General features: G+C 69.9%; 23 protein-coding genes. 11 read left to right on the forward strand and 12 right to left on the reverse strand.

Annotated features, from left to right (window positions below):
• The first annotated feature begins 135 nt into the window (after positions 1 to 135).
• Positions 136 to 1146: a GNAT family N-acetyltransferase gene (locus tag ABD235_RS01360; protein WP_344168003.1), complete on the forward strand. Its 1011-nt coding sequence runs from the start codon at positions 136 to 138 to the stop codon at positions 1144 to 1146.
• Here ABD235_RS01360 and ABD235_RS01365 read toward each other — a convergent pair whose 3' ends face one another.
• The 3 genes from ABD235_RS01365 to ABD235_RS01375 are packed head-to-tail and all read right to left on the reverse strand — an operon-like array spanning position 1147 to position 5791.
• The gene (locus tag ABD235_RS01365; RefSeq protein ID WP_344168005.1) at positions 1147 to 1842 is read right to left on the reverse strand and encodes an ATP-binding cassette domain-containing protein; all 696 of its coding nucleotides are present in this window, start codon (positions 1840 to 1842) and stop codon (positions 1147 to 1149) included.
• Positions 1839 to 2678, reverse strand: a complete 840-nt coding sequence (locus ABD235_RS01370) for an ABC transporter ATP-binding protein (RefSeq protein WP_344168007.1) — start codon at positions 2676 to 2678, stop codon at positions 1839 to 1841. Before ABD235_RS01370 ends, ABD235_RS01365 begins: the two co-directional genes overlap by 4 nt.
• Entirely contained in the window at positions 2675 to 5791 is a 3117-nt protein-coding gene (locus ABD235_RS01375) for an FtsX-like permease family protein (RefSeq protein WP_344168009.1), read from the reverse strand. The genes ABD235_RS01370 and ABD235_RS01375 overlap by 4 nt, the downstream gene beginning before the upstream one ends.
• Positions 5792 to 5992: 201 nt before the next feature.
• Here ABD235_RS01375 and ABD235_RS01380 point away from each other — a divergent pair, with 201 nt between their 5' ends.
• The 5 genes from ABD235_RS01380 to ABD235_RS01400 all read left to right on the forward strand — a co-directional run bounded on the left by ABD235_RS01380 (position 5993) and on the right by ABD235_RS01400 (position 11409).
• Positions 5993 to 7018, forward strand: a complete 1026-nt coding sequence (locus ABD235_RS01380; RefSeq protein ID WP_344168012.1) for a bifunctional alpha/beta hydrolase/OsmC family protein — start codon at positions 5993 to 5995, stop codon at positions 7016 to 7018.
• Between the two features lie 48 nt (positions 7019 to 7066).
• Positions 7067 to 8053, forward strand: a complete 987-nt coding sequence (locus ABD235_RS01385) for an aldo/keto reductase (RefSeq protein ID WP_344168015.1) — start codon at positions 7067 to 7069, stop codon at positions 8051 to 8053.
• Positions 8050 to 8904: an SDR family oxidoreductase gene (locus ABD235_RS01390; protein WP_344168018.1), complete on the forward strand. Its 855-nt coding sequence runs from the start codon at positions 8050 to 8052 to the stop codon at positions 8902 to 8904. The genes ABD235_RS01385 and ABD235_RS01390 overlap by 4 nt, the downstream gene beginning before the upstream one ends.
• 29 nt (positions 8905 to 8933) lie before the next feature.
• Positions 8934 to 9704 carry a DNA repair protein RecO gene (gene recO / locus ABD235_RS01395; protein WP_344168021.1) on the forward strand — a complete coding sequence of 257 codons (771 nt, stop codon included), beginning with the start codon at positions 8934 to 8936 and terminating at the stop codon, positions 9702 to 9704.
• A 526-nt stretch (positions 9705 to 10230) separates the two neighbouring features.
• Positions 10231 to 11409 (forward strand): hypothetical protein, encoded by a 1179-nt coding sequence (locus ABD235_RS01400; protein ID WP_344168024.1) that lies wholly within the window; start codon positions 10231 to 10233, stop codon positions 11407 to 11409.
• 58 nt (positions 11410 to 11467) lie between these two features.
• On the opposite strand, the gene ABD235_RS01405 is transcribed toward ABD235_RS01400, so the two are convergent.
• The 3 genes from ABD235_RS01405 to ABD235_RS01415 all read right to left on the reverse strand — a co-directional run bounded on the left by ABD235_RS01405 (position 11468) and on the right by ABD235_RS01415 (position 13751).
• Positions 11468 to 11776, reverse strand: a complete 309-nt coding sequence (locus tag ABD235_RS01405) for a hypothetical protein (protein WP_344168027.1) — start codon at positions 11774 to 11776, stop codon at positions 11468 to 11470.
• A 212-nt stretch (positions 11777 to 11988) separates the two neighbouring features.
• Positions 11989 to 12984, reverse strand: coding sequence for a hypothetical protein (locus ABD235_RS01410; protein WP_344168030.1), 996 nt, complete (start codon positions 12982 to 12984; stop codon positions 11989 to 11991).
• Positions 12978 to 13751, reverse strand: coding sequence for a hypothetical protein (locus ABD235_RS01415; protein ID WP_344168033.1), 774 nt, complete (start codon positions 13749 to 13751; stop codon positions 12978 to 12980). The genes ABD235_RS01410 and ABD235_RS01415 overlap by 7 nt, the downstream gene beginning before the upstream one ends.
• A gap of 17 nt (positions 13752 to 13768) precedes the next feature.
• Between ABD235_RS01415 and ABD235_RS01420 the strand changes: the two genes are divergently transcribed.
• Positions 13769 to 14593, forward strand: coding sequence for an isoprenyl transferase (locus tag ABD235_RS01420; RefSeq protein ID WP_344168036.1), 825 nt, complete (start codon positions 13769 to 13771; stop codon positions 14591 to 14593).
• A gap of 30 nt (positions 14594 to 14623) precedes the next feature.
• On the opposite strand, the gene ABD235_RS01425 is transcribed toward ABD235_RS01420, so the two are convergent.
• From ABD235_RS01425 to ABD235_RS01440, 4 genes are all read right to left on the reverse strand, one after another.
• On the reverse strand, positions 14624 to 15322 hold the full coding sequence (locus ABD235_RS01425; protein ID WP_344168039.1) for a response regulator transcription factor: 699 nt from the start codon (positions 15320 to 15322) through the stop codon (positions 14624 to 14626).
• Positions 15323 to 15341: 19 nt separating this feature from the next.
• Complete coding sequence (locus tag ABD235_RS01430) at positions 15342 to 16589, reverse strand: sensor histidine kinase (RefSeq protein ID WP_344168042.1); 1248 nt, start codon at positions 16587 to 16589, stop codon at positions 15342 to 15344.
• A 71-nt stretch (positions 16590 to 16660) separates the two neighbouring features.
• On the reverse strand, positions 16661 to 17485 hold the full coding sequence (locus ABD235_RS01435; protein ID WP_344168045.1) for an ABC transporter permease: 825 nt from the start codon (positions 17483 to 17485) through the stop codon (positions 16661 to 16663).
• Positions 17482 to 18360, reverse strand: coding sequence for an ABC transporter ATP-binding protein (locus tag ABD235_RS01440; RefSeq protein ID WP_344168048.1), 879 nt, complete (start codon positions 18358 to 18360; stop codon positions 17482 to 17484). Before ABD235_RS01440 ends, ABD235_RS01435 begins: the two co-directional genes overlap by 4 nt.
• A gap of 174 nt (positions 18361 to 18534) precedes the next feature.
• On the opposite strand from ABD235_RS01440, the gene ABD235_RS01445 reads away from it, so the two are divergent.
• The 3 genes from ABD235_RS01445 to ABD235_RS01455 all read left to right on the forward strand — a co-directional run bounded on the left by ABD235_RS01445 (position 18535) and on the right by ABD235_RS01455 (position 21772).
• Positions 18535 to 19629 carry an S-(hydroxymethyl)mycothiol dehydrogenase gene (locus ABD235_RS01445; RefSeq protein WP_344168051.1) on the forward strand — a complete coding sequence of 365 codons (1095 nt, stop codon included), beginning with the start codon at positions 18535 to 18537 and terminating at the stop codon, positions 19627 to 19629.
• On the forward strand, positions 19629 to 20234 hold the full coding sequence (locus ABD235_RS01450) for an MBL fold metallo-hydrolase (RefSeq protein ID WP_344168054.1): 606 nt from the start codon (positions 19629 to 19631) through the stop codon (positions 20232 to 20234). Before ABD235_RS01445 ends, ABD235_RS01450 begins: the two co-directional genes overlap by 1 nt.
• Positions 20235 to 20983: 749 nt before the next feature.
• Positions 20984 to 21772: an aminoglycoside 6-adenylyltransferase gene (locus tag ABD235_RS01455; RefSeq protein WP_344168057.1), complete on the forward strand. Its 789-nt coding sequence runs from the start codon at positions 20984 to 20986 to the stop codon at positions 21770 to 21772.
• A 143-nt stretch (positions 21773 to 21915) separates the two neighbouring features.
• On the opposite strand, the gene ABD235_RS01460 is transcribed toward ABD235_RS01455, so the two are convergent.
• Positions 21916 to 22593 (reverse strand): hypothetical protein, encoded by a 678-nt coding sequence (locus ABD235_RS01460; RefSeq protein ID WP_344168060.1) that lies wholly within the window; start codon positions 22591 to 22593, stop codon positions 21916 to 21918.
• 961 nt (positions 22594 to 23554) lie between these two features.
• Complete coding sequence (locus ABD235_RS01465; protein WP_344168062.1) at positions 23555 to 24973, reverse strand: HNH endonuclease signature motif containing protein; 1419 nt, start codon at positions 24971 to 24973, stop codon at positions 23555 to 23557.
• Between the two features lie 148 nt (positions 24974 to 25121).
• Between ABD235_RS01465 and ABD235_RS01470 the strand changes: the two genes are divergently transcribed.
• On the forward strand, positions 25122 to 25877 hold the full coding sequence (locus ABD235_RS01470; RefSeq protein WP_344168065.1) for a class I SAM-dependent methyltransferase: 756 nt from the start codon (positions 25122 to 25124) through the stop codon (positions 25875 to 25877).

Below are 25877 nucleotides of genomic sequence, written 5' to 3' on the forward strand. Positions count from 1 at the left end.
GCCCGCCGGCCGGGCTCTCGCCCCGGAGTGCGGCTCGGGACCGCCCCTCCTCTTTCCCCGCCCCCATGCCCGCAGGGCACGGGGGCGGGGGAGAAATAGGTGGTGTTGTAGGGGTCGAGCTGGTTGGCTCGGCGGATGATCTCCGTGCGCGAGGTGGACCCGTTCGACGAGCCGACGTTCGGAAGCTGGTACGACGCCTTCCACGCGGCTGCCGTCGACCAACGCCCGGCCGCCGTCGTCGCCAACCGCGAGGCACTGACCTTCTCGCTGCAGAACCCGGGCCCGGCCAAGCGCCGCATCCCGGTAGGCGCGTTCGACGGCGACCGCCTGGTCGGCGCGATGCTGTTCGAGTACCCGCTGATCGGCGACCCCGACACCGTCGAGGTCGAGATCGACGTCCCACCGGCCGAACGCCGCCGCGGCGCCGGCACGATGTTGTGGCGCTGGGCAACAGCCCGCGCGGCGGAGCTCGGCCGCACCATCTTCCAGGCCGAGCTCGGCGTCCCCGCAACCAGCGACCCCTGGCCGGGCAGCGCCTTCGCCGCCGGCCTCGGCTTCACCATCGGCAACATCGAGGACCACTTCGTCGTACCGCTCCCGTACGACGCCGACCGCCTGGCGCAACTCACCAAAGACGCAGGCGACCTCACCGGCTACCGCCTCACCTCCTGGGCCGGCCCATGCCCCGAGGAGCACCTCCAGGCGTACGCCGACCTGCGCACCGCGATGGACCTCGACGTCCCCTCCGGCGAGATGACCCGCCACCCCGAACCGTGGACCGTCGAGCGCCTACGCCCCAACGAGGAGCGCATGGCCAAGAACTACCTCGCCCTCGTCACGATGGCCCACACCACCGACGGCACCCCAGCCGGCTACACCCTCATCTACCTGATGCCCGGCGACCCCGACAACGCCCTGCAGGACGACACCCTGGTCCTCCGCGACCACCGCGGCCACAACCTCGGCACCCACCTCAAACTCGCCAACCTCACCCAGCTCGCCGACCACCGCACCACCCAGACCCTCCTGCACACCTGGACCGCCCAGTCCAACACCCCGATGCAAAAGGTCAACACCCGCTTCGGCTTCACCTTCGCCGAAGAACTCCACGAACTCGAACGCCATGCCCCAGGTGCGACGGAGTGACTACAGGCGGCGTTGCCAGCTGAGGTGGCCCTCGTCCATGGTGGCGTGGCCGTCGGCGCTGGCTGCTACGTTCGGGTCGTGGGTGGCGATGATGACCGCGGCGCCGCGTTCGGCCTCCTGGCGGAGCAGGTCCAGGACGCGCTCGCGGTTGGTGCTGTCGAGCTCGCTCGTGGACTCGTCGGCCAGTACGACGCGGCCCTGCTGGGCCAGCCCGCGGGCGACCGCGACGCGCTGCTGCTCGCCGCCGGACAGCTCCTCGACGAGGTGGTCGCCGCTCTCCTCCAGGCCCACCGCGGTGAGCGCCTCGGCGATCACGTGGTCGACATCTTTCTTGCCCTCGGCAAGCAATGGCAGCGCCAGGTTCTCCCGTGCGGTGAGCACCCGCGCCAGTCCGTTGCCCTGAGGGATCAGTACGACGCCCTGCTTGGACGCCCCCGGCCGGTCCACCACCGGTACGCCGTCCAGCTCGACCGTGCCCGACTGCGGCGCGACGGCGCCGGCCAGTGCCCACAGCAACGAACTCTTGCCCGCGCCGGACGGCCCGCTGACCGCCAGCACGAAGCCCGGCGGCACCCGGAACGACACGTCCGCGACGGCCACCAGTTCGCCGTACACGACTGTGAGCCCGGTGGCGGTGATGCCCTGCTCGCTGCTCATTGGGAGCCCGGTGGCGGTGATGCCCTGCTCGCTGCTCATTGGGACCCCTCCTGCTCGACCGGGCTGAGCCGGACCTCGCCGTCCTCGGTGGTGGTGACCCGGAGCAGAGTCCCCGGCGGCAGCAGGTCGGCCACGTGCGGCGGCAGCGGCAGCGATCCGTCGCTGGCGACCACAGCGAACTCCTCACCGGACCGCCCCTCGGACGCGATCCGCCCGTCCCGGATGGTGATCGTCCGCGGCAGCGCCGCAGCGACATCCGGGTCGTGGGTGATCAGCAGAACCGTCATGCCGGTCGTCCGGTTGATGGTGGAGATCGCCGCGAGCACCTCGTCGCGCGCCTGATGATCGAGCTGGCTGGTCGGCTCGTCGGCCAGCAGCAGCCCCGGGAAGGTGGCGATGCCGACCGCGACAGCGGTGAGCTGGATCTGCCCCGGCGTGAGCGTCCCGAGCGGCGCCTTCGCCTGCCGCGCCAGGCCGACCAGCTCGAGTACCTCCTCCGGCGACGGCAGTTCCCGGTCGCGCGGCGCGGCGCCCTGTGCGTACCGGATGTTGTCGATCGGCGTCAGGTACGGGATCAGGTTCCGCCCAGCCCCCTGGAGCACGATGCCGACATCGGCCGCGCGCATCCGGTCCAGCTCGGCCTCGGTCATCGTGGCGACGTTGTGGTCGCCGATGTGCAGCCGGCCGGCGCTCGGCGTGAGCAGGCCACCGCACAGCTGCAGGAGCGTCGACTTGCCCGCACCGGACGGTCCGAGCAGGCCGACCAGCTCACCCGGCCGGACGTTGATCCCGATGCCGGACAGCGCGGCGACGTCGTGGCCCTGGCTGCGGTAGATGTGCACCAGTCCGCTGGTACTGATCGCGAGCCCGCTCATGACAGCTCCTCCTTGATCCGGCTGTAGCCGGCCCGGCGGTTCACACCGGAGCCGAGCAGCACTGTGGTCACGGTCAGGACGACGGTCCCGATCAGCCACAGCACGCCCGCGACGGCCCAGTTGGTGCCCAGGTCCAGCGGGATCGGCGACGGTTCGGCGGTCTCGGCGAACAGCGGGATCAGCGGCAGCGCCACCTTCGCACCGACCACTCCACAGATCGAACCGAGCAGCACCGCCAGTGCGACGGGTCCGGTCTGCTCCCACCGAGCGGCCCGCCCGGTCGTCGAGGCCGGTACGCCGGTGATCCTGAGGCTCGCGTAGTCCTGGGCCCGCGAGCGCCACGAGGTGACGACCATCAGCAGCAGCACGATGATCGCCAGCGACCAGCCGGCCACCCCGATCACCGGCGTCAGCTGCAGCGCGAGCGCACTGGCCGAACGCCCGTACGCCGCCTCGCGGTCGGCGCTGCGGTCGATCAGCTGCGCCTGGAACCCGGCCTTCCGCAGCGCCGCGATCGCGTCGTCGGCCCGGGCCACGCCCTCCTCGTTCAGCCAGACCTCGAACGACATGCTGGGCAGGGCAACGGTCCCGCCCAGCCGGCGCATCGTCTCGAGATCGACCACCGCGGACCGCTCGGGGTAGCGGTTGATCGGTGCCGTGAGCCGATCGACCGGTTTGATCCGGAACGCGATCCCGTCCAGGCCGGGCACCGTCAGGTTGTCCGACCGCGGGTAGCCGCGGGTCACCAACGAGGGCACCAGCGGCGGGACGGAGCCGTGCTGGAGCACGGTCTCCAGCGCGATGCTGGTGACGTGCAGGGTGAGCCCGCCGGCCGGCCCGTCCTTCGCGATGATCGCGCCGGTGTTCTCACTGAGCTGCGGGATCTCCTCCCAGTCGGAAGCCTTGCCGAGTGGGAGGGCCGGCTTCTCGGCGGTGCCGAGCTTGCTGATCGTGACGTCGCCCTCGATGCCGGACTGGTCGTCGAGGCCGCGGGCGATGCCGATCCGCAGCAACTGGCAGCCGCCCCCGCAGGGGATGTCGGTGGTGAGGTCGAGCGTGCGCCCGGGGACCAGCGGCAGCGGCGGGAAGCTGGCGACGTACCGGCCGCCGTCGCGGAGGCTGACCACCGTGGCCTGGAGGATCACCGACTTCGCGGGGTCCTGGTCCGGCGGCGGGGTGCCGTCGATCGTCTCGGGGACGACCGGCTTCATCGGGCCGGTACCGGCCGTGACGCGCAGTTCGTCGCCGCGCAGCTCGACCGGAGCCGGCTCCCGCGGCGCGGTGAGCTGGGCGAAACCCTCCGGGTCCGTCAGCTCGTCACCGCGGAACGCGACCCGGCGGAAGCTGTCCGGCTCGATCATCATGGTGCGCAACGAGTCCGGAGCGGTCGTCGTACCGATGACGACGGGGGAGAGCCACTGCCGGTCGCGGTCCAGGCTGTCGAGGACCTTGGTCAGGTCGCCGAGGCTGCCAGGGCTGACATCCAGTACGCCGGCAGCGCCGGCCTCGTACCCGGCGCGGGTGTCTCGGTTGCCGGCGGCAACGGAGGCGGCCTGACCCGCGAACGACACCAGGGCAGTCGCGACGGCGACGACCGCCACGATGCGGGTCACCGCGGGCCGGCGTGAGACCTGGAGGGCGCCGAGCGCGAGTCCGAGACGCCCGGCACGCAGGGCCTGTCGGCTGATCATGGCGGCGGCCGGGAGCAGCAGGTGAGCGAAGGTCAGGCCGACAGCCAGTGCGAGCAGGGTCGGGGTGAGAACCGGCAGCGGACCGCGGCCGCCTCCGGTCAGCGCACCGACCAGTCCGGCGGTCGCGAGAACGATGATCGCGACGTCCACGGCCGCCACTGTCCTGCCGCGGCGGCGCGGCACCACGCGACGCAGCAGCGTGGAGATCGGCTGGTTGGCGATCGACCGTACGGTCCAGGCCACGACAGCCAGGCCGATCAGCAGGGCCAGTCCCAGGGCGGCCGGGACCGTCCAGTGGAACTCGAGCGGAGACCCGCCGTTGAGCCAGGTCGCCCGGACGGCCAGCAGCAGTCCGAAGCCGGACACCAGGCCCAGCAGCATCCCGATCGCCACTGGTGCGCCGAGCTCTACTGCGAGTGCGCGGCCGGCCCTGCGCGCGCTGGAGCCTCGCAGCCTGGCCACCGCGAGCTCGGGTCGGCGCTGGTCGACCACCGCGGCCAGCGCGAGGGCCAGGACCACCACACCGAACAGCGCGACCTGCACCATCACCAGCGGGATGATCGTCGCCGCCTGCTTGCGTTCGGCATCGATCGAGTCGATCAAGCTGGCCAACGCCGAGGTGTTGGAGGCGTTGGTCTGGAGTTCGCCGGCTGTCGCCTGGATGTCCACGGTGGCGGCCTTGAGCCGGTCCAGGTCGTCCAGACGGGTCAGGCCGGGCAGCGGGCGGGTGTCGACGGTGTTGCGGTGTCCCCACGCGTTCTCATCGAACGTCGCCCGGGCCGTCAGCAGGTAGTCCAGCTTGCCGGGGTCTTCGCCGGTCTGCGGGTACGAGTGCCCGGTCGGCGGGCGGCCGAACCAGTAGATGTCCTTCGCGTCCGTCGGCCGGTACAGACCGACGACGGTGAGTTTGCCGCTGCCGACGTACTGGTCCGGGATGATGTCGAGGCGCTGACCGACCCTGATGTCGTGGTTGTCGACGTCAGCCGACGAGGCCACCACCTCGTTGGCCGCGGTCGCGCAGCGCCCGGCGGTCAGCGTGAGCCGCTCGCAGTACCCGTCGCGCCACACGATCCGGGCGCCCGGCTTCGGGTCGGTGACGTTCGGGCCGGTGATCCACGTGATGTCGACGTGCGAGCCGTAGACCGGCGCGCTGAACAGCGGCCGGACGTCGGCCGGTACGAGGTCCTTCAGCTTCTCCGGCGCGGTCGGCTTGCTGTTGATCCGGCTCGTCGGTGGTGGCAGCGCCTCCAGTTGCCACGCGGCGGCCAGCGGCCGGTTGGTCAGCATCTCGGTCGTCACGGTCTGCTCGACCGACCGCGAGAACCACGGCGCGAAGGTGGCGCACGTGCCGATCAGCAGGCTGACCCCGGCCAGGACGACCGCCTGGGACCACCGGTACCGCAGTGCCCGGCCCAGAAACATCTTTCAGAACCCCCCAGCGCCGCGTGAAACCCTGACGAGAACTTACGGACTGACCGGTGTCACGTCAGGAAGTCGGCGACGACCGATGCGGTTTCGTTGCGCACCCTGTCGACTGCGCGCAACAGTTGTCACCCAGCGATACCTGTCCGTCACCGTGGGTCGATGCGGCTGGGGATTCGACGAGTCAGGGATGCTTGTCCCATGACGGATCCGAAGGTCACGCTGGAGCTGGACAGGCCGCAGGGTGGATCACTCGACGCACTGATGGCGCTGCCCACCGGCGAGGTCCGCGCGTACGCCGTACTGGCGCACCGCTCGCCGGAGTCCGTGGACGTGATCGCCGACGTCCTGACCCGGGCCGGCATCGCCGTGCTCGCCTTCGAGATCGGCGCGGCCGGGGCGGTCGCGGACGTCGTCCTGGCGGCGTACCACCTGCGCGCGAACTTCGAGCCGCCGGAGATCCTGATCGGCCACTCGCTCGGCGGCGTCGCCGTGCTGTCGGCCTCGCACCTGGTCCCGGAGATCCGCGCCGTCGTGACGATCAACGCGCCGGCCGGCGAGATCCCGCCGCCGCGGACCGCGCTGCTGGTGATGCACGCGCCGAACGACCAGCAGGTCGGCATCCAGAACGCCGGCCACCTGTTCGTCGCGGCCCGGCACCCGAAGTCGTTCATCGCGCTCGACGGCGCCGACCACGCGCTGTCCGCGACCGCCGACGCCCTCTACGCCGCGACGATGATCGGCGCCTGGGTCTCGCGGTACCTGACCACACCCGCGCCGCCGGTCCCGTCCGGGCTGACGGCGGGCCACCACGTGCTCGTCCGCGAGAACGGCACGCCGTACGCCCAGACGATCGTCGCCGGCCGCCATAAGTTGACCGCCGACGAACCCGTGCCGCTGGGCCGCGACACCGGGCCCACGCCGTACGACCTGCTGCTCGCGTCGCTCGGCTCCTGCACGTCGATGACGATCCGGATGTACGCCGACCACAAGCAGATCCCGCTCCGCGACGTCTCCGTCGAGCTCCGCCACGCCCGCATCCACGCCAAGGACTGCGAGGACTGCGAAACCACCAACGGCATGCTCGACCGCATCGACCTGCGCATCACCCTCGACGGCGACCTCACCCCGGAACAACGCGAGAAGCTCCTGGCCATCGCCGGCAAGTGCCCGGTCCACCGCACCCTGCACTCCGACATCCAGATCCGCACCGCGATGGCGGACTGAGAACGGGCTGGCGTCGTACCGGCAGGTGGACGGGGTAAGTTCGGACGTATGCGTGAATCCCAGCTCGGAGATCTGACCGTTTCCGCCCTCGGCCTCGGCTGCATGGGGATGTCCCAGTCGTACGGGACCAGCGACGACGCCGAGTCGATCGCGACCGTGCACGCGGCGATCGATGCCGGCTGCACCTTCCTGGACACCGCCGACGTGTACGGCGACGGCGCCAACGAGGAGCTCGTCGGCCGCGCGCTGGCCGGACGCCGCGACCAGGTGGTGCTGGCGACCAAGTTCGGCTTCAGCCGCGCGAACGCCGCCGACCAGATCCCGAACGTCGTCAACGGCACCCCGGCGTACGCCCGGGAAGCCATCGACGCCTCGCTGCGCCGCCTCGGCGTCGACCACGTCGACCTGTGGTACCTGCACCGCCGCGACCCCAACGTCCCGATCGAGGAGACCGTCGGCGCGATGGCCGAGGCCGTCACCGCCGGCAAGGTCCGCTACCTCGGCCTCTCGGAGGTCAACGGCGAGACCGTCCGCGCCGCGCACGCCGTGCACCCGATCAGCGCCGTCCAGAGCGAGTGGTCGCTGTGGACCCGCGACCCCGAGACCGTCGTCCTGCCCACGCTGCGCGAGCTCGGCATCGGGTTCGTCCCGTTCAGCCCGCTCGGCCGCGGCTTCCTGACCGGCCAGATCCAGTCGCCCGCCGACTTCGGCCCCGACGACATGCGCGCCTCGATGCCCCGCTTCACCGGCGACAACTTCCAGAAGAACCTCGACCTGGTCGAGGAGGTCAAGTCCCTCGCCGCCGCCCGCAACGTCACCGCCGGCCAGCTCGCCCTCGCCTGGCTCCTTGCCCAGGGCAACGACATCGCCCCCATCCCCGGCACCAAGCGCCGCAAGTACCTCACCGAGAACCTCGCCGCCGCCGACCTCACCCTCACCGCCGAAGAGCTCACCACCCTCAACAACGCCTTCCCGCCGGACGCCGCCGCCGGCACCCGCTACAACGAAGCCGCCCTGAAGATGGTCGGCAAGTGAGCCCGACGGGCGACGCGGGGTTGATCGCTGTCACGGGCTCCACCGGCAAGCTCGGCTCGAAGGTCGCCCGCCAACTGGCCGACGCCGGCGTCCGCCAGCGCCTGGTGGTGAGAGACCCTGCCCGCGCCCCCGAGCTAGCAGGCGCCGAGGTCGCTCAAGCGGCGTACGGGCAGCACGACGCCCTCATCGACGCCCTCGACGGCGTCCACACCCTCCTCCTGCTCAGCGCCACCGAGTCCGCCGACCGCGTCTCCTTGCACAAGGCAACCATCGACTCGGCCGTCGCCGCCGGCGTCCAGCACATCGTCTACACCTCGTTCGTCGGCGCGGCTCCGAACGCGACGTTCACCTTCGCCCGCGACCACTGGCACACCGAGCAGCACCTCCGCGCGACCGGCATCGGCTTCACCTTCCTGCGCGACAACCTGTACCTCGACTTCGTCCCCGGATTCGTCGGCGAGGACGACGCCATCCGCGGCCCGGCCGGCGACGGCCGCGTCGCCGCCGTACTGCGCGACGATGTCGCCGCGGCCGCCACGCAGGTCCTCCTCGACCCCGCGGCCCACGCCGGTACGACGTACGACCTCACCGGCCCGACGGCGTTCACTCTCACCGCGGCCGCCGCCGTCCTCAGCGAGAAGTACGACCGCAAGATCCGCTACGAGCCGGAGACCCTCGACGAGGCCTACCGTTCCCGCGAACGCTTCGGCGCCCCCGCCTGGGAGGTCGCCGGCTGGGTCACGTCGTACGCCGCGATCGCCAGCGGCGAACTCAGCACCGTCACCGACGCCGTCGAACAGCTCACCGGCCGCAAGCCCACCGGCCTGGCCGAGTACGTCGCGACGCTCTGACTGTCGGACCCGTTTGAGACACTGTCCCCGTGCCGCTCTACCGTGACGAAGCCATCGTGCTCCGAACCCAGAAACTGGGCGAAGCCGACCGCATCGCCACCCTCCTGACCCGCCAGCACGGCAAGATCCGCGCCGTCGCCAAGGGCGTACGCCGTACGACGTCCCGCTGGGGCGCCCGCCTGGAGCCGTTCAGCCACGTCGACCTCCAGCTCGCCACCGGCCGCACCCTGGACGTCGTCACGCAGGCCGTCTCCATCGCGGCGTACGGCGAGGGCATCGTCTCGGACTACGCCCGCTACACCACCGGCACCGTCCTCCTCGAAACAGTCGACCGCCTGGTCGTAGAGGAAAAGGAACCAGCAACCCAACAACACCTCCTCCTCGCCGGAGCCCTCAGAGTCCTCTCCTCAGGAGAACGAGAACCCCGCCTCATCCTCGACTCGTTCCTCCTGCGCTCCCTGGCCATCTCCGGCTACGCCCCCTCCTTCGGCGACTGCGCCAAGTGCGGCGAAGAAGGCCCCCACCGAGCCTTCAACCCCTCCGCCGGCGGCATGGTCTGCACCGCCTGCCGCCCACCCGCCTCCGCCATGCCGGCCCCCGCCACCATCACCCTGCTGGCCGCCCTCCTCACCGGCGACTGGCCCACCGCCGAACGCACCGACCCCAAAACCCGCCGAGAAGCCGACACCCTGGTAGCCGCCTTCGTAGCCTGGCACCTGGACCGCCTCCGCTCCCTCCGCCACCTGGACCTCTCGGCCACCCCCGCCACCCCGCTCCCAGGCACCGAAGCGGTCAACTAACCCAGCAAATCCGCAACAACCTGCAACCCCCGCCACCCCTGTGGACAACCCCAATCCCAGGAACTGGCCGTATGGCAGAGTTATACGGTCAGTAGTCAGCATCGTGTGGAGGCGGTATGCGCAGGCAGGTCATGGCGGTAACGGCTGCGGTGGTGGTCGCCCTGTCGCTCACTGCCTGCAACGGCGGTTCGTCGGGGAGCGCGACGCCGCCCCCGTTCACGCCGTCGTCAGTCCCGCCGGCGTCGAGCACCACTCCGTCGGAGCATCCCGGATCAGACGGAGCGGTCGAGGCCTACCGGCAATTCATCGCTGCGACGGATGCGATGGGACGCAGCGGCGGTGCGGACGTCACCGGGCTGAGGAAGTACTCGAGCGGCACGATGTTGGCCGCCGAGCTGAACCAGGCCGCGACCTTCAAAGGACGCAAGTGGCGGAGCGTCGGCCAGCAGAAGGTCGTCCGAGCGAAAGTTCTGACGACCGGTACGCCGGGGCCGGACGGCGCCGTGAACGAGGTTGTCGTCGAGGCATGTGTCGACTCGTCGCAAGCGATAACTACCGGGCCCGACGGGAAGCCGGTCAGGCCTGCGAACGCCCCGACGCAGCTCGTCGACCAGATGAAGATGGTGCGTGTCGCGGGCGCATGGACGGCGAACTATCCGCACAGCAGGAAGCCCGGCAAATGCTGAGGGGTCGGTTGATCGGCGCTCTGCTCCTGGTGGGAGCGGTCGCCGCGCCGACTCGCGCCTTCGCTACGACAGCAACGGATCCGCTACCGGAGGCGGAACAACCTGGTTGTATCGTCAGTCAGCTCAGCGGCCTGTGCGAGCTGGTAGTGAACGACGAGGTTCATCAACCGGGCGACGAAGGCAAGCCTGGAAAGACGACCAAGGCCAGCAAGACAGGCTGCCGGTTCGAAGGGCAGGAGATTCCCTGCAAGACCGCGGACGGGTTCTGGGACCCGGGTTCAAGGTGCTACCTGACACCACAGCCGCAACAGATGTCGCTGACCGACAACACCAAGTATCCGCCGGGTACCAAGTTCTACCGGTGCTGGTACCTCCTGGGCGTCATCGACGGAAAGCTTGACGGGCTTGCTCGGTTCGAGTCGGAGGTCAGGGAGCCGGGCGAGCAGCAGACCATAGATCCACGGGTGGCGGCTCAGCAGGTGGTGGCGACGATGAACTTCGTTGCACCGCAGCTCGGGTTGTCGCCGTTCGTGCAGAGTGCTCGGCGGGAGGGCGTGGTGAACTCGCCGGTCTGGATGTGGGTGACCGACCCCGGCGAGAGCACCACCGGGCCGTTGTCTGCGCGGGTGACGCTCGGCGGCGTGACGATCGAGGCCACAGGAACGCTGGACCGGATCGAGTGGTCGATGGGCGACGGCGAGACGGTCAGTTGTAAAGGCGCCGGTACGCCGTTCGATCGCTCTGCGATGGAAGGCAAGTCTTTGAAGGAGGTGCCCGCGTCGCCGACCTGCGGGCACAAGTATGTGAAGACCTCCCGCTGCGAGAAGGGCGGCCAGTTCCCGGTCGGTGCCACAGCGTACTGGAACGTCCACTGGACCGGTGGCGGGATGGAGGGCGACATCCCTTTGCAGTTCACTCGCTCAACCACGCTGTCGGTCGTCGACCTCCGCCCGGTCCTCGTGGCACCGGACAGTGCCGGTCATCCCCAGGTCACCTCGCCTGCGCGGTCTTGTTCCTGAACCGTCCGTCCGTGGACTCGTTCGGCGAAACTCCGGTTGAGCTGCGCCGAGAAGGGGGTCATGCTTGCGGGCGGTCCTCGGTGGAGTCCTCCCAGGGGTCCTCCTCGAGGAGTTCCTGGATCCCCTCCGCCCGGGCTGCCCGGCGGTCGTTGTCCCAGGCGATGACCGTGGCGAGATCCACCCAGTCGACCGAGTCCGTTGACCGGAAAGGTACGGCGCCTTCTGCGACGTACGCGCGCAGGTCGTCGCGCGCCATGCCGATCGCGTCTGCTGCCTCGTCGATCGGCAGTTCGGGTCGCAGCGGCGAAACCTTCACCGCCATGCCGGCGCGCATCGCATCGAGCACGTGCTGGACCGCTGCGAACACCAGGGGCGGTAGGTCTTCCCGTACGCCGTCCGGCCGACGACGTACGGACCATCGGAGGAGATCCGTGGTTCGTCGGCGTCCAGGAGATAGATCCGTGCGCTGCTCGTGGGGCCAGGCATGAGCGGAGTTTAGTCAGTGGTGAGTCTTGTCCTGGTTCATCGAGGGCCAGGGATCCGTTGCACTTGGTGCTCTTCGGAAGCAGCCGCGCAGGCTCAGCAACCCGCTGTGCTGGGCGCGGCAGGAGCGTGAGCGTTGCTGTCGGGATCTACCAGTACTGGCACTGCTTCGCCGATCCGGATCTGAGTTCCTGCTGACTGGGTCATGGGGATCTGGCCGGTGTCGCCCAAGGTGCTTTGCCAGGTGATGTCCCAGTGGGTGGTTGCCGTGACGTCGTACTGGCAGGTCGGTTGGCCTTGGGACGTCTTCAAGTAGCGGTGGCCGCAGTCGGGGGAGTCCTTGATGCCGAACGTCGTCTTGTACGGCGTGCCGGCGGTCTCGCAGCGGAGGGTCTTGCCGTCGCCGAGGGACCAGTTGACGGCTTTGACCTGGGCTTTCACGTCTACGGTGAGGCCGGGGACGCTGGCTGAGCGGGTGATCGGGCCCCAGGTGTTCTCGGACTTGGTGACCCAGAGCCAGACGGGCATGTTGACGAGACCGATCTGCCCGGGGCCTGGGGTGGTTTGGAGTTGGGGTTTGGCGAGCTTCATCTCGGCGATGGCGCGGTATACGAGGGTCAGCGGGTCGACGATGACGGTGTCTGGTTCGCCCTGGATCCAGATGAAGCGGGTGACCAGATGGCGCCCCTCGTCGTAGCCCTGTTCGCGCACGCAGGCCCAGACTCCGCCCTTGGTCAGATCCTTTCCCGTCCAGATCGGGCTGTTGTACGGCGGGGGAGGATCCATGCGCTGCAGGTAGCACTGGTGGGTGTTGGACCAGTTGCCGAGCTCGGAGGTACAGGCCTGCGCTGCTCCGCCGAAGTTGCAGAGGCGCTTCTTGATCTGTTGAGCCTTTCCTGGCTTTTGCTCCGATTCCTTCTTCCCGTCATCGGCAACCTCCGACTTCAGTTGGAAGTAGCAGGTGTGCATGGCCTGCACGCAGACCTCTTCGTAGCCGGGAGGAGGGTTGCCTTTGGCCACTGCGCTCGGCGTTGCCCAGAAGCTCGACAGCAGGCCGAGCGACAGGGCGAAGGCTGCGGCGGCTCTCAACAATTGGTCGCACCTTCCTCCTCGACCAGGTACCAGGCCTTCGACTGGCTGGCGGATGTCGGCGCGAACACGAGCTTCGCCTGAGCCTTCTTCCGCTTACCGTCGTCGCCGGCGGAGGTCACCGGTTTGCCGGTCTTCCTGATGATGGTGGTCGTCTTCGAGCTGTCGATGCAGGAGGTCAGGCGCACCTCCGGCCGCTCGCCGCCGAGTTTGACCGACTGGACGACCACCGAGCTCACGACCACGTCGCCTTTCTGGTACCACCCCTGGTCTTCGAAGAACTTCAGATCGCCGATGACCGAGATCAGCCAGGGATCGCCGTTGCCGGCCTTCAGGAGCTTGTCGCGGGTGGCCGCGCGGGGGTCTTGGAATGCCTGGTTGATCGCGGTCCGCGCGGACAGGTAGCGGGCTTGGGCGGCGCTGATCGCCTGCTGCTCCTCCGCAGTCCACGCCGGAGTCGACGGGTGCGACGGTGAAGGTGTCGAGGAGGTCGATGGCGACGTGTCCGGGCGGCCCGCTTCTGGGGAGGCGTTGGTGCAGGACGCCATGAGCACGGCCAGGCACACGGCGGCTGCGGGGGTGAGGCGGCGGGTCATGCGGGGACGGCTCCTGGGGCAGCGGGGTTGCGGACGGTGCAAGAGTTTCATACAGGGCGTGGTCGACGCGTCGGGTTGTCCACAGGCTGCAGGTTGTTGCAGGACCAGGAACTGGCGGGAAGTTGCCTGTTCAAGTACGAGGGCAAGGGTTGGTGAGCGGCGGCGCGCAGGCATGAGGGAAAATCGTCGGCATGTCGCCACTGGGTCGTCGTCGGGTTGTCGAGAGCGGGCGTCGGGGAGAGGTGGTGGCCCCGGAGCCGCATCCTTCGGGGGCTCGGCCGCCGGCGGTGCCGGGGGACCTGGTGCCCAGGCACGTCGCGATCGTGATGGACGGGAACGGGCGGTGGGCCAAGCAGCGGGGGCTGGCGCGGACCGAGGGGCACAAGGCGGGGGAGGCCTCGCTGCTGGACGTGATCAAGGGCGGGATCGAGATCGGGGTGAAGTACATCTCGGCGTACGCGTTCTCGACCGAGAACTGGGCCCGGTCGCCCGAAGAGGTGCGGTTCCTGATGGGGTTCAACCGCGACGTGATCCACCGGCGGCGTGACGAGCTGGACGCGATGGGCGTGCGGGTGGTGTGGTCGGGGCGCCGGCCGCGGTTGTGGAAGAGCGTGATCGACGAGCTCGAGTACGCGCAGGAGCGGACCAAGCACAACGACACGATCACGCTGCAGTTCTGCGTGAACTACGGCGGGCAGGCCGAGATCGCCGACGCGATGAAGTCGATCGCGCACGAGGTTGCCTCGGGCAAGCTTCGACCGGACCGGATCACCGAGAAGACGATCGCCCGGCACCTCTACCACCCGGAGGTTCCGGAGGTCGACCTGTTCGTGCGGTCGTCGGGGGAGCAGCGGACGTCGAACTTCCTGGTCTGGCAGCTGGCGTACGCCGAGATGGTGTTCCTGGACACGCTCTGGCCCGACTTCGACCGGCGCGACCTGTGGCGGGCGATCGAGCTCTACGCCCAGCGGGACCGCCGGTACGGCGGCGCGGTGCCCAACGAGGTCACCCGGTAGATCTCGCCCGACAGCTCGTCGGCCCGGCAATCACCGGTTCCGGGGCGAAGGCAACAACCCGCGCTCGATCGCGACCGTGACCGCGTGGGTCCGGTCGTCGACGTCCAGCTTCGTGAAGAGCCGCTGCAGATGTGTCTTCACCGTCGCCTCGCCGATGAACAGCTCGCGCCCGATCTCCGCGTTGCTCAACCCCCGGGCCACCGCGGCCAGCACCTGCAACTCCCGCGGCGAAGGCTGGACGGCGGCCGTCGGCGCCGGCGTACGGAGTCTCGACATCAACCGCGCCGCGACCGGCGGCGCCAGCACGGTTTCGCCGCGCGAAGCCGCCCGGATCCCGTCCAGCAGCTCGGCATGCGGGGTGTCCTTCAGCAGGTACCCCGCGGCGCCGGCCTCGACGGCGTGCAGGATGTCGCTGTCCGTGTCGTACGTCGTCAGCACCAGCACCTTCGTCGCCGGATAGCCCGACACGATCGCGCCCGTCGCCGACACCCCGTCGCGTCGCGGCATCCGCAGGTCCATCAGTACGACGTCCGGCCGGGTCGCCTCGACGAGCGCGAGGGCCTCCTCGCCGTCGCCGGCTTCGCCGACCACCTCGATGTCGTCGGTGACGGCGAGCATGCCGCTCAGCCCGGAGCGCACGATGGGGTGGTCGTCGACCACGAGGACCCGCACGGTCACGATGTCTCCTCCCGACCGGTCGAAGGAAGAACGCGAGCTCTCCCGACCCATCGACGAACGACCTGCACGGTCACGAGTTCTCCTGACTGGTCGAAGGAATGAGGACCTGGATCCGGGTTCCGCGCCCCGGCGCGCTCTCCACCTGCACGCTTCCGCCGGACTCCTCGACCCGCCCGCGCATCGCGGCCAGGCCGTAGCCAGAGCCAGCCGCCGACGGCTCGAACCCGGTCCCGTCGTCCGACACCGAGATCCCGACCCCGTCGGCCGACATCGTCAGCGTGATCAGGACCGTCGTCGCGCCGGCGTGCTTCCGTACGTTCGCCAACGCTTCCTGCGCCGCCCGCAGCAGCACCACCTGCTGACCCTGCGGCAGCCCGGCAACCTCTTCGTCGGGCATGTCCAGCGACACCTGTACGTCGACGCCCGTCTCCGCCGCGAACCGTTCCGCCTGCCGCCGCAGTACTTCGGTCAACGTTGCCTCCGACAACGCGACCGGCGTGAACGCGGCCACCAGCGCCCGCGCCTCGGCGAGGTTCTCCCGTGCCGTGTCCTCGATCGCGCTCAGGCGGCCGGCGACCGCATCGGCACCGCCGCGCGAAAGCTCCGTCGACCCGGTCTGCGCGCGTGAGAGCTCGGCCGACGCGGTCTGCGCGAGCATCACGATGCTGGTCATCCCCTGCGCGAGCGTGTCGTGGATCTCCCGCGCCATCCGCTCCCGCTCGGCCATCACGCCCGCCGAGTGGTGCGCCGCGGCGAGCTCGTCGCGCGTCGACTCCAGCTCCTCGATCAGGTCGGCCCGTTGCTGGCTCTGTGCGATCACCCGGTCGATCCAGATCCCCATCACCGAGCTCACGACCAGGCTGATGAGCATCCACGGGAGGATCGACCAGAAGGCGTCCGTGGTCCACCCGGCGGCCCACAACTGGGCAGTGCCGACGGCAGTCAGCAGGACCAGCGTCAGCACGATCGCGTCGACCGTGCGCCGGCTCAGCAGCCAGATCTGCGGCGAGACGATGAACAGGACGAACACCGACTGCGTGTAGATCGCAATCGCGCCGGCGATGCAGGCGATCATCAGCAGCCGGTACACGTTCGACAGCACGACGTTCCGCGAGACCATCGCCGGCATCGCGACGAACCAGTACGCCAGCGCCACCACCGCCAGCAGGACCAGGTAGGCGAGCTTCTTGCCGGAACCGAGGTCGGACGACGTCGCCGCGGCGATCGCGACCACGACCAGCAGCGCGTAGAACACGACGTGCCAGCCGATCAGCGTCCGGATCCAGACCGGTTGCTCGACCCGAGAAGAAGCCTTCATGGCCCCTATCTTCCGCCACAGCCGGCGCGGGCGATCCTCGGCCACGCGACGTACGGAAGGGCGGCCGACCATCAGCCGGCGTCCCGGCGGGTCCAGCGGAAGGACCGCTGAGCGACGAGCAGGCCGGCGACGAGCCAGATCGAGAGCACGATCGCGCCGGTGCCGAGCTGCCAGGAACCGCCGGGCTCGGACGCCTCGAACCCGTCCGGCAGGAACACCGACCGCATGCCCTGGGCCAGCCACTTCAGCGGGAAGATCTCCGACACCGTCCGCATCCAGGCCGGCAGGCTGCTGTAGACGAAGTACACGCCGGAGATGAACTGCAGCAGCAGGACGACGGGCGTCACCACGGCCGAGGCGGCCTTGCCGGACTTCGGTACGACGCTGAACGCGATCCCCAGCACCGAGCCCGACGCCGTACCGAGCACGAAGATCCACATGAAGTGCAGCCACTTCGACGGCTCCGACGGGATGTCGACGCCGAGCAGCAGCCCAGCGATCGCCAGCAGCAGCCCGAACTGGGCGATCGAGGTGAACAGGACCAGCCCGATCTTGCCGATGAAGTACGACTGCGGCGACATCGGCGTACCGCGCAGGCGTTTGAGCAGGTCCTCGTCGCGTTCCATCGCGATCGTCATCGCCAGCGACTGGAAGCTGGTCAGGAAGATGCCCGAGGCGATCATCCCCGGCGTGAAGTACGTCGCGGCGTCGACGCCATCGGCGAAGGAGGTACCGCTGAAGACGGCCGAGAAGATGCCGAGGAAGATGATCGGGAAGAAGAACGTGAACAGCAGTTGCTCCTTCTCGCGGAAGAACTGCTTCACCTCCAGCGCGATCCGGGACAGTCCGACCTGTACGGCGGACGGCAGCGGGCGGGTCGGGGCGGTCGTGCTCATCGGGTTGCTCCTTCGAGGGCGGCCGGCTGAACGGCGCCGATCAGGTCCAGGTAGATGTCTTCGAGGCTCGGCCGGCGCACCTGCAGCTCGGGCACCTCACCGCCGAACCGGGTCATCAGCCGCGCGACCTCCGCGGTCGGCTCGTCGGTCCGTACTTCGTGCGCGCCGTCGGCGTCCAGCCAGGACACCCGCGCGGTCCGGGCGCCGCGGCCGCCGAGCGTGTCCGGCGTCGCGACCTCGAGCATCCGCCCGTCGGCGATCACGCCGACCCGGTCGGCCAGGTGCTCGGCCTCGTCCAGGTAGTGGGTGGTGAGCAAGATCGTCGTACCGCCGGTGCGCAGGTTCTCGATCAGGGTCCAGAACTGGCGGCGCGCCTCCGGGTCGAAGCCGGTGGTCGGCTCGTCGAGGAACAGCAGCTCCGGGTTGCCGATCACGCCGAGTGCGACGTCGAGCCGGCGCCGCTGGCCGCCCGACAGCTTCCGGGTCCGGGTCCTGGCCTTCTCCTCCAGCCCGACCGACGCGATCACCTCGGCGGGGTCGCGCGGGTTGGGGTAGTAGCCGGCGAAGTGCTGGACCAGCTCGGCGACCGACAGCTCGGCCTCGTCACGGGACGACTGCGCCACGATGCCGACGCGAGCCCGCCAGTGCCGGTCGGCGCGCGCGGGATCGACACCGAGGACCTGTACGTCGCCCTCGTCGGCCCGGCGGTACCCCTCCAGGATCTCCGTGGTCGTGGTCTTGCCGGCGCCGTTCGGGCCGAGCAGTGCGAACACCTCACCGTGCCGGATGTCCAGGTCGACGCCGTCGACGGCGACCTTGTCCGGGTACCGCTTCACGAGTCCGCGGACCCGCACTGCCAAGTCGTTGTCGGTCATGGGTCAACCTTCGCGGCTGTACGCCGTACGCCGGGAGCACCGGACGGCGTACCGGCTGTCCCCCGACCGGGGGACACCGAGGCGTCCACCGGTCCGGCGTACCGGGGAAAATCCCCGGCCCGACGCGCGGACGGGGGCTGACGCGAGTGGGTCGCGTTGGCTAGCGTCGGGCGCATGAGTCAGACAGTGCGTGGAGTCGTAGCCCTGAGCAAAGGTGCCCCGGTCACGATCGAGCAGATCACGATCCCCGATCCCGGTCCGGGTGAGGCGGTGGTGCAGGTTCAGGCCTGCGGCGTCTGCCACACCGACCTGCACTACCGGGAGGGCGGGATCAACGACGAGTTCCCGTTCCTGCTGGGCCACGAGGCGGCCGGGATCGTGGAGAGCGTCGGCGAGGGTGTCACCGACGTCGCGCCGGGCGACTTCGTCGTACTGAACTGGCGTGCGGTCTGCGGCAACTGCCGGGCCTGCCTGCGCGGCCGCCCGTGGTACTGCTTCAACACCCACAACGCCAAGCAGAAGATGACGCTGGCCGACGGTACCGAGCTGTCGCCCGCGCTCGGCATCGGCGCGTTCGCCGAGAAGACGCTGGTCGCGGCCGGTCAGTGCACCAAGGTCGACCCGGCGGCCAAGCCCGAGGTCGCCGGCCTGCTCGGCTGCGGCGTGATGGCCGGCCTCGGCGCGGCCGTCAACACCGGCAACGTCGGCCGCGGCGACACGGTCGCCGTGATCGGCTGCGGCGGCGTCGGTACGGCGGCCGTCGTCGGCGCCCGGCTCGCCGGCGCGGCCCGGATCATTGCGCTCGACATCGACCAGCGCAAGCTCGACGTCGCCCAGGAGCTCGGTGCGACGCACACGATCAACTCGAAGGGGCTCGACCACGACGGCGTCGTCGAGGCGGTCCAGGAACTGACCGGCGGCTTCGGCGCGGACGTCGTGATCGACGCGGTCGGTCGTCCGGAGACCTGGAAGCAGGCGTTCTACGCCCGCGACCTGGCCGGGACGGTCGTGCTGGTCGGCGTACCGACGCCCGACATGCAGCTGGAGATGCCGCTGCTCGACTTCTTCGGCCGGGGCGGATCGCTCAAGTCCAGCTGGTACGGCGACTGCCTGCCGAGCCGCGACTTCCCGATGCTGATCGACCTGCACCTGCAGGGCCGGCTGCCGCTCGACCGGTTCGTGTCGGAGACGATCGCGCTCGACGAGGTCGAGGCGGCGTTCGCCAAGATGCACCACGGCGACGTGCTGCGCTCGGTGGTGGTCTTCTGATGGTCGCCCGGATCGAACGGCTCGTCACGTCCGGAACGTTCAGCCTGGACGGCGGGACCTGGGACGTCGACAACAACATCTGGCTGGTCGGCGACGACCACGAGGTGCTGGTGATCGACGCGGCCCACGACGCCGAGCGGATCGTGCAAGCTGTTGGGGACCGGCGCGTCGTCGGGCTGATCGCCACACACGGGCACAACGACCACATCAACGCCGTCGGCGGCGTCCAGGCGGTGCTCAAGCGCCCGGTCTGGATCAACTCGGCCGACCAGATGCTGTGGTCCGCCTTGTACGACGAACTGCCGGATCACGACCTCAAGGACGGGGCTGAGTTCACGGTCGCCGGGACGACGCTGAAGGCCGTCCACACCCCGGGCCACAGCCCGGGCTCGACCTGCCTGTACGCCGCCGAGCTGGATGCCGTCTTCACCGGTGACACGTTGTTCCACGGCGGTCCCGGCGCGACGGGCCGGTCGTACAGCGACAAGCCGACGATCCTGAAGTCGATCCGCGAGCGACTGCTCACGCTGCCCGAGGGCACGGTCGTGCACACGGGGCACGGCGACACCACGACGATCGCCGCGGAGCTGGGGAACATCGAGTAGCGCTGAGGTGTTCGGCGGGGTCGGCCGCAGACCGCACCGGCTCTCGCCGCCACCGACGACACGTCGTCGCACCGCTCCTGGAGGGCGCGGAATCCGGCTGGGCCCTGCAGGAGCCTCCGAGGGCACCCGCAACGCCCAGCGCCGCCCGAGCAGGGCGAACGCTGCCATGATCGGTCAGCGGGTCAGCCGGTCAGCCGGTCTGCCGGTCAGCGGGTCAGCCGGTCAGCCGGTCAGCGAACCGCGGACCGGTCGCCTCGGGACCGGCGTACCAGTCGCTGACCGCCGTGCTGACTTTCGCGTACGCCGTGGTCATGCTTGCTTCATTGCCTCGGCAACTGACTGCGGGACGTGAAGCGCTCGGCGTCTGCCTGTGGGTGCGTGGGCTGTCGCCTCGGCATTTGCTGGTGGCCCGTGAAGCGCGCTCGGGGTCCACCTGCGGGTGTGTGGGCTGTCTCCCCGGCACCTGCTCGTGGACGCTCGAAATCCGGTCGCACGCGTCGCGGGCCGGCTGGGATCATGACAGCTGAGCAGCTGAGCAGCTGAGCGGGCTGAGCGGCTGAGCGGGCTGAGCGGCTGAGCGGCCGAGGGATCGAGGGATCGAGGGATCGAGCGGCCGGGGATCGAGCGGCCGGGGACCGAGCGGCCGGGGACCGAGCGGCCGGGGATCGAGCGGCCGGGGATCGAGCGGCTGAGCGGCTGTGGTTCCGAGCGGCTGGGCGACGGCTTCGAGAGTTGGAGAGGCGAGCGTGGTGGGTGAGTTGATCGATCGGGTGCCGGAGCAGTTTCGCGGGGTGGCGGGCGGCGTGGTGGCTGCCGCTGCTCGTGACCGACGGTTTCTGGCCGTGCTCGTCAACGGTTCGGTCGCGAACGGGCAGCCGGACGAGTGGTCCGACCTCGACCTGGTGATCGTGTGCGCGGATTCGTACCGGCACGAGACAGTTGCCCAGGCCAAGGACTTCGCCGCGGCGGTCGGGCCGTTGCTGGTGGCTTTCACCGGCGAGCACGTGGGCGAACCGCGGTTGCTGATCGCTCTGTACGGCCCGCCGGTGATCCACGTCGACCTCAAGTTCATCGGCCTCAGCGATCTCGACGAGCGGGTCGAGGACGGGCTGGTGCTGTGGCAGCGCGACGACAGCGTCCAGCGGCGGCTCGACGCGACGCAGGCCGCCTGGCCGCAGCCGGACGCGCAGTGGGTCGAGGACCGGTTCTGGGTGTGGATCCACTACGTCGCGGCGAAGGTCGGCCGGGGCGAACTGTTCGAGGCGGTCGACGGGCTGGGATTGATCCGCAGCGCGGCGCTGGTTCCGTCGATCGTTGCCACCCGCACCGATCGGCCGGCCGGCGTACGGCGTGTTGAGCAGCTGGCACCTTCGCTGGTTCCCGCGCTGGCGCGGACTGTCGCCCTGCCCGATCGCGCCGACTGCCTGCGCGCGCTCCGAGCCGCGGTCGAGCTGTACCTCGAGGTCCGCGACAGCGGCGTCATACGGCGTAACGAGGCCAGGAAGGCCGTGGTCGCGTACCTCGACGGTCTGGCCTGAGCTGGGTCAGCCCGGCGAGCGCCGCGGGAGTGGCGCTGGCGGCGCTGTGGGGCAGCGTTGTGAGCGCGGCGGGCGTGGGGGCTGGCGGCGTCGTGGGTCAGCGTGGTGAACGCAGCGGGAGTCGGCGCTGCCGGCGACCTGGGTCAGCGGGTCGTGGTGGCGCTGGCCTGGTCCCAGGAGACCGGGGTGGTGTAGAGGACGAAGCGGTAGTCGCGGGTCTTGCTGTAGCGGTAGGACATGGTCGCGACGCCGGCCGAGTTGGTGGTGACCGCCTTGAGGCCCTTCCAGGTCGTCGTACCGCGCTCCTTGAACTGGAACGCGCCCTGGGCCGACCGCTTGAAGTAGCTGTCGCTCCCGGTCGAGTACAGCAATGAGGTGCCGGTGAGCGTCACCACGTCACTCGTCCGCTTGCTGGAGATCCAGGCCGCGGTCGCCAGGCGGATGTCGGACTGCGGGGCGTTCTGCGTCAGTGGGTTACTCGCGCCGTCGAAGGCACCCGAGGGCCGCCACGTGTGCAGACCGATGGTGTGGAAGTCGTAGACGTCCCAGCTTTCCTGGGCGCTCCCGCCGAAGAAGTACGCACCGCCCTGGCTGCCTTGGCTCGGGTGAATGAGATCCCAGCCGGACGAACCGCCGTTCAGCGAGCAGACGCTCGAGGCGTACAGCTTGAACTCCTTGTACGGCTGACCGATGACGACCCGGTACGGCGCGGTCAGGTTGCAAGTCGCGGTGGTCTCGGCGTTCGCCGACGGTGCGGCGAAGGCCGCCGCCGCAAGCATCAGCACGGCGGCGGTCACGGCTGCGGTGGTCTTCGTACGCAAGGTCAATCCCCAGGTTGTCGGTCTCCTGCCATGGATCCTTGACGGGATCAGGTGCGTTGGCAACCCCGCCCGCGTCGTCCCCAGGGCGGTGGGCTTCGACGACGTCGGCTGCTTGGTGCGCTGGGGTGCGCGCGTGAGCGGGGTGAGCGGTCGTACATGATCGCGAGAGTCAGGTTCTGGGGCTGCGCCGAAGCCTGTGCGGTTGCTCGTGCTGAGGTTGGCTCGTTCGCGGGCTGGGTGGTCAGGGTGCAGTCCTTGCCGGTAGACGTCGGGCACCGCCGCGGGCTCCGCCCACACCCGTCCACGCCTCGCACCACCGCGACCCCGTCCGTGCCTCGTACCGCCGCGGGCTCCGCGCACACCCCGTCCACGCCTCGCACCGCCGCGTGCCGCCGCGGGCTCCGCGCACACCCCCCGTCCACGCCTCGGCACCGTCTCGTGCCGCCGCGGGCTCCGGGCACATCGCGTCCACGTCTCGTGCCGCCGCGGGCTCCGGGCACACCCGGTCCACGTCGCGTGCCGCCGCGGGCTCCGTGCACACCCGGTCCACGTCGCGTGCCGCCGCGGGCTCCGTGCACACCCCTGACCACGCCTGGCACCGCCGCGCACACCCCGTCCCCCGCCTCGCACCGCCGGGGGCTCCGCGCACAGCCCGCTCACGCCTCTCGCAGCACCGCGCGCTCCGCGCATCGCTGGGCCACATCAGGTTGACCGGCAGCGCGGACTTCGTCCGGTGAAGCGCATCGAGGTGCCCAGGCGGCTCACCATCGCCGGTCCCTGGCCGACGCCGATGCACAGCGTCGCCAGGCCGTAGCCGCCGCCGCGCCGGTGCAGCTCGTGCGTGCTTGAAAGCAGCGCGTGCGGCATCGCCGGCGGGGGTGGTGTGGGTAGCCGTAGTCGACATCGATTCGAGGACGGCTACGGCCAGGCTCCGGCCGGTGTTGGCGCCCGCTCACACCTGCTAAGTGGCGGGCTGGGAACGGGGCGGCGGTGGGCGCGGTGGGGTTGACGACGTCCCGGATGGGCGGTGTGGGGCGGGGGTTGTTGAGAGTGGGCGGTGCGGCGCGGGGGTTGTCGAGAGTGAGCGGTGCGGTGCGGGGGTTGTCCAGGGTGGGAGGGTTGTCGTGGGGCGGCCGGTGTGGGTGGTCAGGGTCCAATGGCCTTGGTGGACGTCGATGTGGTGGCGTTTGCAGAGGAGGGCGAGGTTGGTGAGGCTGGTTTCGCCGCCATCGACCCAGTGGGTGAGGTGGTGGGCGTCGCACATGGCGGGTGGGGCGCTGCAGACGATGCAGCCCTGGTCGCGGACGTTCAGGGCGTGGCGGATTGCTGGGGTGACGAAGCGGTGTTCGGTGCCTACGTCGAGGGGTTCGGAGTTGGTGCCGAGGATCATCGGGATGACGCCGGCGTCGCAGGCGATGCGGCGGACGGTGGCTGCTGAGAGGGTGGCGCCGGAGGCCAGGGAACCCGTGCCGGTGCCGGTCGTGAGGGCGTCCAAACCGATGGTGACGGTGACATGGGGCTTGATGCCGCCGTGGGGTGGTGCGGCGGTGCCGGTTGCGGCGGCGGTGGTGAGTACGGCGACGAGGGCGTCGGCTTGGCGGCGGCCTCGGCTGCGGGGGTCTCGTCGGCCGTCGTGGGTCTTGTGGGGTTTGGCGCCGGCGAAGACCAGGGTCTGCACCAGTTCGGCGTGTTCGCCGGCCAGGTAGCCGCCGAACTCGACGCCGAGGTCGCCGCGCTTCAGCCAGAGGTTCTCGGACGCCAGGGCTCGGGCCTCGTTGGGCTCGATGCCGTCGGTGTCGAGGGTGTCGCGGACGCGCTTGCCCAGCAGGCGAAGCTCGGCCGGGCACAGTACTTCGGCGGCTGTGACGAGCGCCCGCTCGGCGACGACCAGGTCGTCGACTGGGACTTGGGCTGAGCTGGGGATCCGTTCCAGGGCGGTGACGATGGCGTCGGCCTGACCGGGATTGATGCGCGCACGAGGCACAGGCCCGCCCTGATGGCTGTGAACGCACGCAGGATCATCCGGCGTGCTCTGGTCGGGAGGGACGCACGCGGGATCGTCGGGCGTGCTGTCGGGATCAAGCTGTGCTGAGTCCTCCGGCTCGTTCAGAGCGGCGTGGACCTCCTTGTACTTGGGCAGGGCGAGGGCCAGGCGGAGGTCGCGGCGTACGGCGGTGTGGTCGAGGCGGTGGCGGGTTGAGATCAGCTGGACGGTGTCGCGGGCGCCTATCTCCGTGGCGTGGCCGTTGGAGTCGATCGCGGCGAGCAGTTCGAGGCGGTACGTGCGGAGGCGGTCGAGCTGGGCCTGCACGTCGTCGAGAGCGGTCAGCATTTCGCTGCCGCTCATCGACCACGCCGGTCGTTGCTCGAACTGTTCCATGCCGACCAGTCTGCCGTACGCCGCGGACAGTTTTCGGCCGAGAAGGCCTTGTACACAAGGGATCTGGGGATTGGCCGGAAGCGGTCACGATCGGGCGGCTGTGGATATCTCGATGCGGGGTGGCGGTTGTTCTCGTACGATCGCCGGCATGGAGAGCGCCGAAGTCGTTGCCCGGAATCGCCGGTACTGGGAGGCGTTGGCGCCGCACAGACTGGGGGAGTCCATCGAGTTCTTCGAAGCGGGCGGCAGTGCGCTCAACTCGGACGAGCTGGATGCGGTCGGCGATGTACGGGGACGGCGGGTGCTGCAGTTGGCTTGCTCGGTGGGCGATGAGGCGCTGACTTTCGCCCGCCTGGGCGCTGAGGTCGTGGCAGTCGATTTGGCGCCTGGTCACCTGGCGACCGGCCGTGCCAAGGCAGAAGCGCTCGGCCTCGCGGTCGACTTTCGCGAGCAGGACATGATGGCGCTGGCGCCCGAGCTGACTGGGTTCGACCTGATCTTCATCTCGTGGGGCGGTATCTGCTGGGTGCCTGACCTGACCCGCTGGGCCGCTGACCTCGCGTCGCGGCTCGCGCCAGGCGGCGTACTGGTGATCTCCGAGCACCACCCGCTGTGGGAGGTCCTCACCGTCACCGCACCGATGAGAGTCACCGGCAACTACTTCGCGCCCGCCCGCGACGGCTACTCCGATCCGCTCAAAGCACCACAGATCACCCGCGAGCTCGGCGACGACATCCCCAGCCGCAGCTACGTCTGGAGCCTTGGAGCCGTCGTCACCGCCGTACTGAACGCCGGCCTGACCCTGCGCTCACTGCAGGAGTTCGCCGAGCCGGACATGTACGCCGACCTCGGCGACCAGGCGGGGCACTTGCCCGCGACCTACCTGCTCACCGCGGTCCGCTGA

This window comes from Kribbella lupini (assembly GCF_039529595.1).
GTDB lineage: Bacteria > Actinomycetota > Actinomycetes > Propionibacteriales > Kribbellaceae > Kribbella > Kribbella lupini.